This is a genomic window from Flavobacterium cheonanense (assembly GCF_039539185.1).
Classification (GTDB): domain Bacteria; phylum Bacteroidota; class Bacteroidia; order Flavobacteriales; family Flavobacteriaceae; genus Flavobacterium; species Flavobacterium cheonanense.
Genome location: NZ_BAABCT010000005.1, coordinates 171077 through 184713, shown reverse-complemented (window position 1 = coordinate 184713; position 13637 = coordinate 171077). Strand labels below are relative to the sequence as shown.

The 13637-nt window shown below is 33.0% G+C and carries 9 protein-coding genes; all 9 read right to left on the bottom strand.

What is annotated here, in order from left to right; genetic code table 11:
• Nucleotides 1–6: 6 nt before the first annotated feature.
• Nucleotides 7–1260, bottom strand: a complete 1254-nt coding sequence (locus tag ABD766_RS10645; RefSeq protein WP_344816675.1) for a restriction endonuclease subunit S — start codon at nucleotides 1258–1260, stop codon at nucleotides 7–9.
• Nucleotides 1261–1279: 19 nt separating this feature from the next.
• The gene (locus ABD766_RS10640; RefSeq protein WP_344816674.1) at nucleotides 1280–3127 is read right to left on the bottom strand and encodes an RNA-binding domain-containing protein; all 1848 of its coding nucleotides are present in this window, start codon (nucleotides 3125–3127) and stop codon (nucleotides 1280–1282) included.
• A gap of 54 nt (nucleotides 3128–3181) precedes the next feature.
• Entirely contained in the window at nucleotides 3182–4771 is a 1590-nt protein-coding gene (locus ABD766_RS10635) for a type I restriction-modification system subunit M (protein WP_344816673.1), read from the bottom strand.
• A 963-nt stretch (nucleotides 4772–5734) separates the two neighbouring features.
• Entirely contained in the window at nucleotides 5735–6118 is a 384-nt protein-coding gene (locus tag ABD766_RS10630) for an HU family DNA-binding protein (RefSeq protein WP_344816672.1), read from the bottom strand.
• A gap of 361 nt (nucleotides 6119–6479) precedes the next feature.
• Entirely contained in the window at nucleotides 6480–8354 is a 1875-nt protein-coding gene (locus ABD766_RS10625; RefSeq protein ID WP_344816671.1) for a beta-L-arabinofuranosidase domain-containing protein, read from the bottom strand.
• 53 nt (nucleotides 8355–8407) lie between these two features.
• Nucleotides 8408–10561 carry a GH92 family glycosyl hydrolase gene (locus ABD766_RS10620; RefSeq protein WP_344816670.1) on the bottom strand — a complete coding sequence of 718 codons (2154 nt, stop codon included), beginning with the start codon at nucleotides 10559–10561 and terminating at the stop codon, nucleotides 8408–8410.
• Nucleotides 10552–11916 (bottom strand): sugar porter family MFS transporter, encoded by a 1365-nt coding sequence (locus ABD766_RS10615; protein WP_344816669.1) that lies wholly within the window; start codon nucleotides 11914–11916, stop codon nucleotides 10552–10554. The genes ABD766_RS10620 and ABD766_RS10615 overlap by 10 nt, the downstream gene beginning before the upstream one ends.
• Before the next feature lie 3 nt (nucleotides 11917–11919).
• Nucleotides 11920–12750 (bottom strand): sugar phosphate isomerase/epimerase family protein, encoded by an 831-nt coding sequence (locus tag ABD766_RS10610; protein WP_344816668.1) that lies wholly within the window; start codon nucleotides 12748–12750, stop codon nucleotides 11920–11922.
• A gap of 1 nt (nucleotide 12751) precedes the next feature.
• Complete coding sequence (locus ABD766_RS10605; protein ID WP_344816667.1) at nucleotides 12752–13579, bottom strand: phytanoyl-CoA dioxygenase family protein; 828 nt, start codon at nucleotides 13577–13579, stop codon at nucleotides 12752–12754.
• Nucleotides 13580–13637: the final 58 nt, after the last annotated feature.

Below are 13637 nucleotides of genomic sequence, written 5' to 3'. Positions count from 1 at the left end.
ATGCTTTTAGTTTTCTCTAAACTCCTTTAACCGCACTTCACCACTTATTAACTTAGGCAATAAGGTATCGCGTAATAGGGTTAAGGTTTGATTTTCTTTTGTATTTATCATTATTCTTTCAAAATAATCATTTGTTATTTGATTGAAACTAGTCAATGTTTGTTTATTTGGAATAATAATATCAAAATTTCTTAATGTATTTAGAGTTACATATTGTTGTGTTGAACCTGTCATTTGAGCCTTTATAAATTCTTGGCCAATTTTAGATTTGAAATAAGAATAAAAATATGACTGTAATTCTGGTGTCTTTGAAGTTTTAAATAAACCAATATTTTTTATTACATAATTAGGTTCTTCATTAACAAAATAAAAATTACCTACAGTTCCAATCATTGTCATTAAAATATCACCTTTTTCCACTAAACTCCTTTTGTTAATTTTACTGAAATCTTCAAAACTTACTTTATATGCACTTGAAAAATCAATACTATTCCCTGACATGTGTTTCGATGTTATTAAAAAATGACCATCTTCAACTCTTTTCGGAGAATCGTGAGTTCCGTCTTTAACATCAATTAACGTAGTTATTTTCTTGACTTCCCAACCTTTGGGAATTAACCCCAATTCACTTTCTACAAACTCACCATCTTTGAAAGGTCCAAAATCTACAAACCAGTGTTTGTATAGTGCCATTGCCATTTCTTCAAGGGTTTTGTTTATGGCTAGGTTGTTTTCTATTTTGTCATCTATTGCGGATAGGATGGAAGCTATGGATTGTTGTTCTTCCAATAAAGGAAGATTAAATTCTAAATTTCCAATATCAGTCAAATTAATATTTGGTTGTGCAGATTGTCCTGCACTTGCATTTACGTAACTAATTAATGAAGGATTTCGTAATAAGAAACATATAAATTTTGGTAAAGCTTTATTTTCATTAACTCTTATAATTCCATTAGCTTGATTTGTATTTGCAGGTAAATGATTTTTATAAATGATTCCTGTTTTACCAAGATATGCTCCAGCCATAGAAAAAAGGATATCATTTTCTTTTAATTGTGAGCGCTTTAATTTTTGATGAGCTTCTTCTGAAATTTTCACAAAAGCATTTTCATCAAGTCTTCCATCATAACTTGTGCTTTCAGATTTTATAAAGTTTACACCATCATCAGTAAAACCAAATCCATAAGTTGAAGGTGTAGTTCCCTTTGTGATCACATCAGTTATTTCAGAAAGTTTATATGTTTTCCAGTTGTTTGGCATTTAGTACTATGTAAGTAGATTAAAAAAGCAAATTTTCGGCAGTGTAATCAAAATTAAAAGAATAATCATTTTTACTTCCTTTGGTAAGTACACCTTGCTTTTCAAATTTGTTACATATGTTTCTAACTTTTCTACCAAGAGTTTCATAGGTTTTACCTACAATTTCTTTTCCGTATATTCTTCTGTAAACTTCTGGTGTTATTTCGGCTGCTTTCAATGATTTGTTATTGTATTTGCTAAAAAGATAGGTTAAGTTAAGAACCTGTTTCACTGCATCATCATAATGAATGTATTCTGTACCAAGCATTGTAATTAATTCATCAGTAAAATCAATTTTTAGTAATACTCTGTCTAAAACATATATAGGATTTTCATCAGTACTTGCAACATACTCAACAATTAAATTAGCTTTTTTTAAGGCGTCTATAACTATAAAATGATTATTACTTTCTGTCAATAAAATAGAAAATAGGCGTTGTCTGTTTACTAATTCTGATTTATAGAAATAGGCTAAAACAGCTTTGTGCTCAAAGGTTATTTCTGTTTTTAGTTTCGAAATTAGGTAAGCTTTAAAACCATCCAACCATGTTTCAATACTTTCATCAACTAATTTACCTGTTGTTATTTTTAACGCAATTAGTCCATCTTTAATTTCATAAGTTGGCAAATCTATCTGGTTATCTAATGCAGCATTAACTAAAGAAGCCATTCCTCGACCTTGACTTTCTATTTTATCAAAAACTTTAAGAACAGAAGCTAACTTTGGATTTTTACTTTCAGGAATACCAGGAATTAACCTTCGTACAATTATTTCTGTATCAGTATGAATAAGTTTTATTTTTTCTTTAAACGATCCTGGATTTTTTATTTCAATATATTGATTAGGTTCGATAGTAACTGTAACAAAATTATCAATTGTATAATCTCTGTGCGCAAGTGCGTTATTTATAGTTTCACGAATTAGTTTTTCAGGATATTCAGGTTCGCTTTTTCCTCCTTCACGAATGGTTCTATTTATTTTAATATGACCCCAAATATAACGGAACGTATCTTCCATTAAATTGATAACATCATTTCTAAATATTTTTTTGTCTTTTCCGATGTCAACACTGGTGTCATAATAGCAATTAACCTCAACACGCGATCCAAGGAAATGAAAAGGATCATCGCCACAAACTAACATTCCAAGAGTAGAAACATTTTTATCTTTAATAAAATGTTGTTTGTTTAAAAATGATATAGCTTGTTCATGACTAGCTTTAAGTGTTTCATTTCTTATTTCTTTATTTAATAAATTGATATAGTAATTAATTTTGTCTAAGCTTAAATCTTCAACCTGTGCATCATTAACTTTTGAAAGCTCTTTGGCATATTCAATTTCTCTTTTATATTCCTTTTGTTGTTGTATTTTAGCAGGAGCAATTTTTCTATCTTGAGTTAGTTTGCGTTCGTAATATTCATTATTATATTTTACATATTTTTTATCATCAGATAATGGATATACAGCAATTACTGCCACTTCACCATTATCAAAATCAAAATAATCAAATAAAATATTGTCAGAAACATCAACTAAAACATCATTATCATCTTTAAAATAAATAGTTTGTAAATCGATTAATTTACTTTCGTTGTTTCTATTAAATCCTTTGTAGAAATATTTTTTATCTTTTTCTCTAACTCCACAAACTACAATTCCACCGTCGGTATTTAAAAATGCACAAATGGTCTCATTAAGAGATTTCCAATCACCAGTGGTTGATAAATCTTTTAATTCAACTTTTGATTTTTCTACATCAATGAATAATCCGGAATTAATGGATTGCTCAATTTTAGATAAAGTTTCGGTTATAAATTCTGATTTCATTTTAACTTTTTTAAATCTGGAAATAATTTATAAAATTACTATATTTAATTGATACTACAATTTCTCAAAATTCTCCAATATCTTACTTTGCAACTCATTCCCTTTAGCAAACTGTGCTTGCAATTGGGTTTTTAGGGCTTCCATTTTATCTTCAAACAAAATACCATCGTCTTCTACTTCTTCGGTTCCTACATAAATACCAGGCGTTAGTTTGTAGTCTTGTTTTTGTACTTCGGTTAAAGTGGCGTTGTAACAATAGCCATCAGTATTTTCATAAGTACCACCAATGTTCCTCCAAGCATGATAAGTAGCTGCTACTTTATCAATATCAGCATCGGTAAAAACGCGCAGTTTACGGCTTTCCATAGTTCCCATTTTACTGGTGTCTATAAACAAGATTTCGTCGGTGCGTTTTCGGTGTTGTCCGTCTTTGCCATCACGGTTTTTACTCAATATAAAAATACAAGCTGGTATGCCTGTAGTCAAAAACAATTTATCGGGTAGGCGCACAATACAATCAATCATGTTGTTGTTTACCATAAACTCGCGCACGTTCTTTTCGCCTTTGTTGTTAGAGGTCATCGCGCCGTTTGCCATTACCACACTAGCGGTTCCTTTGTTGCTCAAATGGCTCCAAAAGGTTTGCATCCACATATAGTTGGCGTTGCCATCAGTAGTAAATTCTTCTTTTGGTCCAAACAGTCTTGGGTCGTTTTCTGGCAAGTCTTCAGGATGCCATTGGCTCACATTAAAAGGTGGGTTTACAATAATAAAATCGGCTTTCAAATCAGGGAATTTGTCTTGCAACAACGAGTCGCCCAAGCGCACATCAAAAGACAAATCACGCAAAGCAAGGTTCATTTTGCACAAACGCAACGTACCATCATAACGCTCTTGTCCGTAAATGGCAATGTTGCGTTTGTCACCACCATGAGATTCTAAGAATTTCAAAGATTGTACAAACATTCCACCTGAGCCACAAGCGGCATCAAATATCTTACCTTCATAAGGTTCAATCATTTCTACCATCAAGCGCACAATACTGCCAGGCGTAAAGAATTGCCCAGCACCAGAGCCTTCGGCAAGCGCAAACTTACCAATGTAATATTCATAGACACGTCCTAAAATATCGCTTTCAGGGTTTTCTTTTTGAGAAAGTTTTGGGTTAGAAAGTAAGTTAATCAAACCACCAACTTGTCGAGCCGTCAATTGGCTTTTAACAAAAATACGAGGTAAGATACCTTTTAAATCAGGTCTGAATTTAGCCAAAGTAGCATCAAGCGTATCAAAAGCATCGTCAACAATTACTTTGATATTGTCTTGCTCTGCATTGGCTTTTAGGTATTCCCAAGTAGCTTCTTTGGGTATTATGTAAACATTTTTAGATAAATACTCATCGGCATCTTCTAAAACGTAGTTAATTTCAGCTTCATCAGCAGTGAAATAAGTAGAAGTTTTGTCTTGCACTAAATGCAACAATTCTTCTTTACGCATTTCATAACGTTCTGACATGTGCTTCAAGAATATCATCGGTAAGACATAGTCTTTGTATTGATTTTCAGCTACTGCGCCACGAAGTTCGTTGGCAGCTTTCCAGAGTTCTTGTTCAAAATTGATATCGGCTTTTACAGTATTTTTAGACATGCTTTGTATTGTTGAGGTATTAGTATTCAAACCTACCAAAAATAAATCATTTTAACAAGAATTATATAGGTAGTTTTACGTGATTTTGTAAAGGTAAAAAAGTCGTTTTAATGAACTTTACGGTTTTCCGTATTTAAGTAAAATTTGTTATTAAACAAAATTTTACACTTTCCAAAACTACCAAAACGATAGGATGGAGGAGAAAGAGTACAAAATGGAAAGTGTAAATAAGAATTTTCTTCTGTAAAAAGTACGGTTTGTTAAAAACTTACTGAGTGTTAAGCCAATGATAGCAACGATTTTGGTGAGTTTTCAACAGGTGTTGTACAAGTTGTACAACAATGTATTAAATTTACAACATAATTCGATAGAGTAACTGGAATTACTCGAGGTCTTACAATACTTAATTGCTCAAAAATCGGGGTTCTAGCTGCTTTTTTTGAGCTTTTTTTATGCGGTAAAGTGTAGTTTTCTCCTCCTTTGGAGGAGTGGCTGATAGCCGAGGTGGTTTTTAATGAAACATAAATGCTATTGAAATTGGAACGCGGATGACACAGATGCAACAGATTTTACGGATTTTTTTGTCGCTTAAAATTGTTTGTTTTTTTTCAGTTGGAGTGATTTTGAGGTTTAAAATTGCAAAAATTGAAGCTTAAAATGGTATCGAGAACTGTTTTTTAGTGCTAATTTTCCATACAAAAAGACTCAAAAATGATAGTTTTTTGCACAAAAAAAGCTGAAAAAGAGTTTTTCATTTCCTTTTTTTCCTTTAGATAGTTTTTTTTCAATTTGTACGGACGAGAATTTCAGTTCATCAGTACGAGACAACTGCTTCGTCAGTACGAAACAAATGCTTTGTCGGGACGAAATCACGAAAATTTTCGTGAAAAAATGCACAAAAAAAAGACCCCGAGCACTGGAATACTCGAGGTCTTACAAACTAAATTACTTAGTTTCGGGGTTCTAGCTGACTTTTTTGTAAGATAATGTGCTTAACAAATTGCGCATTTTCTTACCAGGTCTGAAAAGGATTCTGTTCTTTTTGATAACACTAGAAGATACCTCTTCTGCGGTGTCTTTACCTTCAGAACTTAATCCTACTTGGAAGTTACCCAAACGTCCCAATTTTACAATACGACCTTCGTTCAATTCGCCAATGATATTGTGTTCTAACGACATCAATACCGCATAGCAATCGGCTTCGGTCACAGTACATTGATAAGAAATTAACTCCGCGAGTCTTTCTAAATCGGTTTCGCCGTCTGCAATAGCAGCAGCATAGAATTTTTCTGGTGCAAGAATGTCTTGCGGGTTCTTTCTTTGAAGAACCTTAAACTTTACTGACATAATTTGTAAGTATTAAATTAAAATAATAAATTTTGCCTCTGAGCAAACCTCCGGATATTTGCCTGACCAACAGATACAAAGATTGTTAATTTTAAACGAAAAAGAAAGTCAAAGTTATTGACAATCGGTTTTACTTTTTAACAATGTGTAGGAATACTACTAATTTTTTTATTTTTGTAACTATTTGAAAAACAATTATTTAAAAATGCTATAAATCAAAAAAAACCCTAAAAATAAGGGATTTATGAATTTTTACGATAAGTTTTCGTGGTGAATTTTAAGGGTTTACTTTGATACTATTTTGCAACTTTCGTGAGTCTGAAAGTTGCATAAATAGTTTAGGTAAATTAGGTCAAAACCTCTAAAAACTTACTTGTCTCAAAATGGTTTTACTAAATGGAATAAGCGTGATGTTTTCTATTTGTTGGGTTGTTTTATTTTTTGCTTTGATTGTAATTTGACCCTTATTGAAAGAAGCTTGGTTTTCTTCAATAAATTCAAAACGATGGTTGTCTTTTGGTTTATAGGTTAAATCATCAAAATTGGTGAAATAAGATTTACCTTTTTGTTCAAAAGCTTCGATAGGTTTAGCATAAAATAATGCACCATAGCTGAAATAGTTTTCGTTGTTCAAGTCTTTTTTTATTTGAACTTCGGCTTTGAATTCTATAGTTAGCGCCTCTTGTTTTTTAAATTTTCTATTGAAGACAATAAAGTCGTTTTCAATGGTATATTTTTCATTCGTTACAATCTGTTTCACCCATGATGGTTTTCTAATTTTTAAAACAAAGTAAGCTTGCTTTGGATTTGAAATTTTGAAAACGAATTTGTTCTCATAAGGATATTCCGTTACAGTCTCGATGGTGATGGGTTTATTTTGAATCTTAGTGGTAATACTATTGGGCATTAGAAGCACATTTACTAAGGTGTTTTTATTTTCTTTCAACCATGCTTTTTCTATAAAGTAAGGCGTAATTCGTCCAGCATTAGGATTGCAACAAACCGCTACATCTTGGTGCGCAGGAGAATATTTGTAACGTGTTTGTTTTCGGTCGGCTTCGATTTCACCATTTTTTGTGCCTTCCATTTCAAAGGAATTATCGGTTTTAAGATAAGCAATACAAGAATGATCTGGGTTTCGAGAACCTTGAGCTGCATTGTAAAAAATAGTTTCAATGGCTTCAGCAGTTTTCGGATTTCCTTGCTTTTGAAACACAACAGAATAGCTATCTAATAATTCTTGAAGAGAACAATATTCATAACCAGTGTGAGTAGCATCGGCAGTTCGCTCAGCAATCCATTCGTCTCCAATAGCACCACCAGTTAGGGTTGTAGTATTTTCAATTCGTTGAATGTAAATTTGAAGTGCTTTTTGTAGTTCTTTATTATCAGAAGCATAAGCAGCAACTAGTAGTGGTCGCAAATGCTCATAAGTATGCACACCGTGGGATTGCAATTTGTAATTGGGATTTAAAATATTGCTCAATTGCACATCTTTTTCTGATTGATAGGTTTTGCTAAAATCTTGATACAGAAACAGCGCATTATCGGTATATTTTGTATCGCCTGTAATTTGATACATTTTATCCAAAACATCGGTAAAAGTCAATCCGTGAGAAACACCACCATTAAATGCAGTACCAGAAGAAAACGGACTAGATGTTCCAATAGGATAATTGGTCATTACATTGTCAACTGCTTTCACAATAGCGTTCCACAATTTTTTATCTTTTGAGTATTCGTAATAGGCTAGTAAACCTCTATACATTGTTGCTTTAGACCATAATTCGCCATTTTCAGAGTTGAATTGGTAACGTAATTCTTTATCGTAAATACCAATATAGCCGTCTTCATCTTGAGTTTTCAAAACCTCTTGGATGTATTTTTCTACCTTTTTAAGACCCACTTTATCGTTGATTAAAATTACGTTTCTAATGTATCCATCCCACCAATTGGATTGCGTTTCGCTGTTCCACCATTTGTATTGTTCACTGCCTTCGGCATCACCTTCTTTATTGTTTCCTAAATCTTTAATCGTGCTATTTTTGTGCAATCTACCTGTGCTGTAAATAGGGTCATGGATTAAGTCAGGCACCAATTTATCCAAATTACCTACAAAACCATCGACATCTTTTTGCATTTGTTCTTTTATCCAACCTGAGGGTTTTATGCTTCCAAAAGGTAATATCTGATATTTCTCTTCCGTTTTAGTTGCATTTTTTTCTTGTGAATTCATTGTGAATGACGCTAGAATTACTATTGTTAAATATAAATTTCGCATAAGATATTTTATTGGTTTGTCATTTGAAAATTAAGAGTGCCACCAGTCATGATTTCTGAATAGGTTATGAATGGTTTTGATAGTGAAGTACTATTCAGTTTAGGGTTTTCTTGAAAAATATTCTCGTTAGAGAAGTTAGTTGCTTCAATAGTAAAAGTTTTGTTGTTTTTTAAATGCAAAGTTGCTTTCTTAACTTGTGGAGCACCAAGAACAAATTCGCCATTGGCAGGATTTACAGGATAAAAACCTAACGTAGACAAAATATACCAAGCCGACATTTGTCCGCAATCGTCGTTGCCAATCATACCATCAGGCGTGTTGTTGTGAAATTCGTTAATGATTTTACGAATGTATTTTTGTCCAAATTTAGGGGTTTCCGAAGAAGCATATAAATACACTATATGATGGCTAGGTTCGTTACCATGTGCATACTGACCAATCATCGCTTCTTGACCTAAAAATTTATTTGGATTTAAACTTTCAATAGTAAAGAAATCATTCAGTTTTTTAGTGAATTCCTTTTTGCCACCCAATAGATTTTTCATACCATCGATATCGTATTGTGCTGGAGTCCAAAAATACTGCCAGGCATTGGCTTCGGTATAATCGCCTGGATTGTTCATGGGTGAAGTTGCTGTTAATGGATCAAACGGCGTTCTCCAATTGCCATTGGTATCTTTACCTCTAAATAACTTTGTTTCACTATCAAAAAGGTTTTTATAATAATTGGCTCTTTTTTGAAAGGTAACTTGATTTATTTTATTGTTTAAATTTTCAGCCATTTGCGCCACACACCAATCGTCATAACCACTTTCTAAAGTCCTTGAAACCGCTTCATTATCTAATTTATCAAAAGGATAATAACCGTATTGATTATACAATTCCCAATCGGAATTAATATGACTTTTGGTAGAAGTTTCAATCATTGCTTTAAGTGCTTCTTGTTTATCAAAACCATCAAATCCGTTAGTATAAGCCGATAAAATCATAGGAATGGCATGATTACCAATCATACAATAATTGTCTTGTCCCCAAGCCGTCCAAATGGGTAAAAATCCAGCGGCTTTGTGATGCAAAAGCAAGGTATTTACAATACCATCAATTTTTTCTGGTGCTATAATTTGAAGCAACGGAAAGGCACCTCTGTAAATATCCCAAATGGATAGAGTAGAGTAGTAGGCTTTATTTGGTGCTAATGCAATCTTATCATCGGCACCGCGATAGTTACCATCAACATCGGCAATATTGGAAGGTTGTAAAAGTAAATGATACAGCGAGGTATAGAAGATTTCTTTTTGTTTTTGAGGTGCTTCAATTTCAATTCGATTCAGATAGTCGTTCCAAACTTTTTCGGCATTTTGTTTTACTTTTTCAAAGCTCCAATGTGGAATTTCTGATTTTAAATTTTGTTTTGCTCCTGCAACACTTACCGTTGATAAAGCAATTTTTATCTGCAAAATTCTATTTTTTGACAAATTAAAATCCAAAATGTATTTGGGTGCATTTTGCTTTTTCTCTTTCGGAAGTTCTTTAGATGCCACAAATGGCGTTTGAAATTGAATTGTAAAGAAATACTTTTTGGTTACCCAACCTTTCGTTTTGCAATATCCAGAAATAGTGTTATTGTTTTCGATTTTGATGTCGCTTTCCAAAACCAAACTATCGTTTAGAAATTGAAATCCATGTTGGAAATCTACTAACAATTTTGCGTTTTTACTTGGGTAAGTATATTTATGAAATGCAACTCGTTCTGAACAACTTAATTCTACTTTGACACCATCTTTTTTGATTAATGAATAATAGCCAACACTCGCTTTTTCAGAATTTTTATGATAACTGTTTTTAAGTTTCGACTTTTTTTCATGGAATGGAAGCAACAAAATGTTACCCATTTCACCAATTCCTGTTCCGCTGAAACGCGTTTGTGAAAATCCCAAAAGCAAAGTGTCTTTGTATTGATAACCACTCGTATGATTCCAACCAGCGATATTGTTATCAGGTCCGGGTTGTACCATTCCAAAAGGCATTGAAGGTCCTGGAAATGTGTGTCCGGTGCCATCCGTACCAATAAAGGTGTTTACAAATTTGGCATTGTTTTGAGCATTTATACTCCAAAAACAAATGAATAATAATCCGTTAAAGAGTGTTTTTCTTATTTCCATAAGGCATCCATTTGTTCTAGACTTTTATTTTTGGTTTCAGGTACTTTTTTCCAAACGAAAAATAAAGAAAATAAGCAGATTACAGAAAACAAATAAAACGGAAAAGCTCCATTAAAATTATCTTTCAACCATTGGTTTTCAATCAAACTTGGAAAAACTTGTGTTACTACAAAATTGGCTACCCATTGAATAAAAACACTAATCGCCAATGCCAAACTTCTTATCTTATTTGGGAAAATTTCTGATAGCAACACCCAAACAATTGGTCCCCAAGAAATACTAAAAGAAGCCATAAAAAGTATTAAAAAGGGTAGTACATAATTCCCAACAGCTTCATTGTAAATGAAAATACCTACTGCTGCCAATGAAATAGTCATTCCAGCAGAGCCAATGTAAAGCAACGGTTTTCTTCCCATTTTGTCAACCCATTTAATGGCTAATAAAGTAAAAATTAAGTTTACAATACCTAAAATACTGGTTTCCAACAAAGAAGCATCGGTTGAACTACCTAAACTTTTAAAAATTTCTGGAGCATAATATAATATAGCATTGATACCGGTTAGCTGTTGTAAAATAGAAAGACCAATGCCAACAAACAGTGCTTTTTTATAGATTGGATTCATTAGATTTTTAAACTGACCTTTGTCTTCTTGTTCCAATGAATTTTGAATTTCAGATTGCACTTGAGCCACGTCTTCTGGTGCGTTTATTTTTTCTAATACGGCAACAGCTTGTTCCGATTTTCCTTTTTGCAATAACCATCTAGGGCTTTCGGGAATTAGAAATATAAAAACGAGAAATAGGATAGAAGGAATGATTTCAGAACCAAACATCCAACGCCATCCAATGTTCAAATTCCAATGGGCATCACCTTGTAAAGCAATGAAGTAATTCACAAAATAAACCACAACAATACCGATAACAATGGCTAATTGATAGTTGCCTACTAAAGCACCACGTCTTTTTGGTGGAGCAATTTCGGCAATATACATCGGTACAACCATAGAAGCTATACCAACACCAATTCCGCCCACAATACGAAATAGCACAAACATGGTGAATGAATTGGGTAGCGCCGTTCCAACAGAATTTAGAATAAAAAGAATTGCCGTAATTAGCATTGTAGCTCTTCGTCCTAATCGGTTACTCAAATAATCAGAGAAAAAAGCACCAATTAAACAGCCAACCAATGCACTTGAAATAGCCCAGCCAGTTTCAACAGGAGTCAAATGGAAATATTCGGTTAGATTACCAATTGCACCCGAAATCACAGCCGTGTCATAGCCAAATAATAAGCCACCAAGCGCTGCACTTAAGGCAATAAAAAGAATATAGTTTTTGTTGTTTTTATTCATTGGTTAAAGGTTTTGTTGTAAATAGTGTTTCATTTCAAGATTGATTTCCCATTGATTCGAAAGCGGTTTCTTTGTGAAAGGTTCTTGAGGCATGTAAGGAAATGGTCCAAATTCAGGTGTAATGGTTATTTGAGAACCGTTACTTTTCTTTTGAATTTCAATAATTTCTTTCCACCAACTTAAATAGCGTTCTAAATGCGAATTCCATTCTGGTGCGAAAGGATGGTTTACTTGCGGACTTTGCTCAAAGCCAACACGAGCATGGATGTGTTTTATATTGGGATAAATTTTGGATAATAACTCTTTTTGGTCTTCCAAATTACTTTCTGAAACCACACAAAAATGAGAGAAATCGGCAATTAGTTTTAATTTGGGGTAGATGTCAATATATCTTAAAAGCGTTTTTAAATGAAATGAAAATCTGCCTCTATGAATTTCATGCCAAATAGGAATTCCTGAATTTCGAGCAATATGTTCTGTGATTTCAATTATTTTACAATTATCACTGAAATCATAAAAATCTTTTCCTGTATGAGAGTTAATATAATTTGGTTTTAAAGTGGTTAAAAATTCCAATCGTTTTGTAATTCTTTCAATGTACTCATCAACTGTTTCATTTTTATTGGATAATACTTGTTGCGCAATAAAAATAAAATTAGGATTAATAGTGTTTCTAATATTCACTAACTCTTCAAGAAATTCCGCCACAAAATTTGCATCATCAGGGAAATTGATTTCCACACCTTCATAACCATTGTTCACAACATTGGATAGAAATTCTTTTGCCGATTGATGTTCGCAACCCCAATAGGTACAGGTATATTTTACATCCATATTAGTTTGAATATAGAATTGGATTAATAGGAGAGTTGATGATTTCACCAATTTTTGCGCCCGGACACCAAGTATTCCAATCGTGTATCTGGTTTTTATTTTCAGGATTTTTTAGAATCATGTCTTTGTCCATATAAATGATGGTCATGACTTTTCGCATTTCGTCAGTTACATTAGCACCAGCACGATGAAACACCCAACCGGAATGAAAACTAATCTCGCCAACATTAAAAGGTTCAATAACATGTTTGAAATCAGTAACTCGTAGTTTTTTCTGAATTACTTCTTCGCTTTCGTCTCCAATTTCCAATTCGCGACCTTCCACAATTGTATGACTTCCTGCACTGAATTCTAAAGGACCCATTTCTAGTGGTGTTGCTTGCAATGGCATCCAAGCCGTAACCGTTTTATCAGTTTCTAATGGCCAATAATATTGATCGGCGTGCCAAGGAGTAATTCCACCGCCACCTTCTTTAAACAAAGCTTGGTCATGGTATAAACGAACTCCGTTTACTTCCATTAAATCGGATGCGATTTTAGCTATTCGTTTACTAAAAATTAATTCTTTTACAACATTGTTTTCCAACCATAAATTGAATAATTGCAGAAATGCTTTTCCGTACGTTGTTCTATCCTCAAGTGCTGTTTGCTCTTGGTTCATTGCGTTTACTTGTTTTGTAATAGCATCGTTAAAGAATATAACTGTTTCTAGATTTAGAACTTCCTTCAATTTGATATATCTATTTTTTTGATAGAAATCAATTTGTTCTTGCGAAAGCGAATAAGGCGTTTCAAGAAATTCTGATATTGATTTTGGTAGTGTTTGCATATTCTAATTATTAAATTAAAGTAAATTAAAATGGAACATTCTATTTTAGGAATTTCAA

Excerpts from the sequence above, each read along its gene's own strand:
- ABD766_RS10645 (WP_344816675.1), bottom strand. The coding sequence starts at position 1,260 with ATGCCAAACAACTGGAAAACATATAAACTTTCTGAAATAACTGATGTG.
- ABD766_RS10610 (WP_344816668.1), bottom strand. The coding sequence starts at position 12,750 with ATGGATGTAAAATATACCTGTACCTATTGGGGTTGCGAACATCAATCG.
- ABD766_RS10630 (WP_344816672.1), bottom strand. The coding sequence starts at position 6,118 with ATGTCAGTAAAGTTTAAGGTTCTTCAAAGAAAGAACCCGCAAGACATT.
- ABD766_RS10605 (WP_344816667.1), bottom strand. The coding sequence starts at position 13,579 with ATGCAAACACTACCAAAATCAATATCAGAATTTCTTGAAACGCCTTAT.
- ABD766_RS10620 (WP_344816670.1), bottom strand. The coding sequence starts at position 10,561 with ATGGAAATAAGAAAAACACTCTTTAACGGATTATTATTCATTTGTTTT.
- ABD766_RS10640 (WP_344816674.1), bottom strand. The coding sequence starts at position 3,127 with ATGAAATCAGAATTTATAACCGAAACTTTATCTAAAATTGAGCAATCC.
- ABD766_RS10625 (WP_344816671.1), bottom strand. The coding sequence starts at position 8,354 with ATGAATTCACAAGAAAAAAATGCAACTAAAACGGAAGAGAAATATCAG.
- ABD766_RS10635 (WP_344816673.1), bottom strand. The coding sequence starts at position 4,771 with ATGTCTAAAAATACTGTAAAAGCCGATATCAATTTTGAACAAGAACTC.
- ABD766_RS10615 (WP_344816669.1), bottom strand. The coding sequence starts at position 11,916 with ATGAATAAAAACAACAAAAACTATATTCTTTTTATTGCCTTAAGTGCA.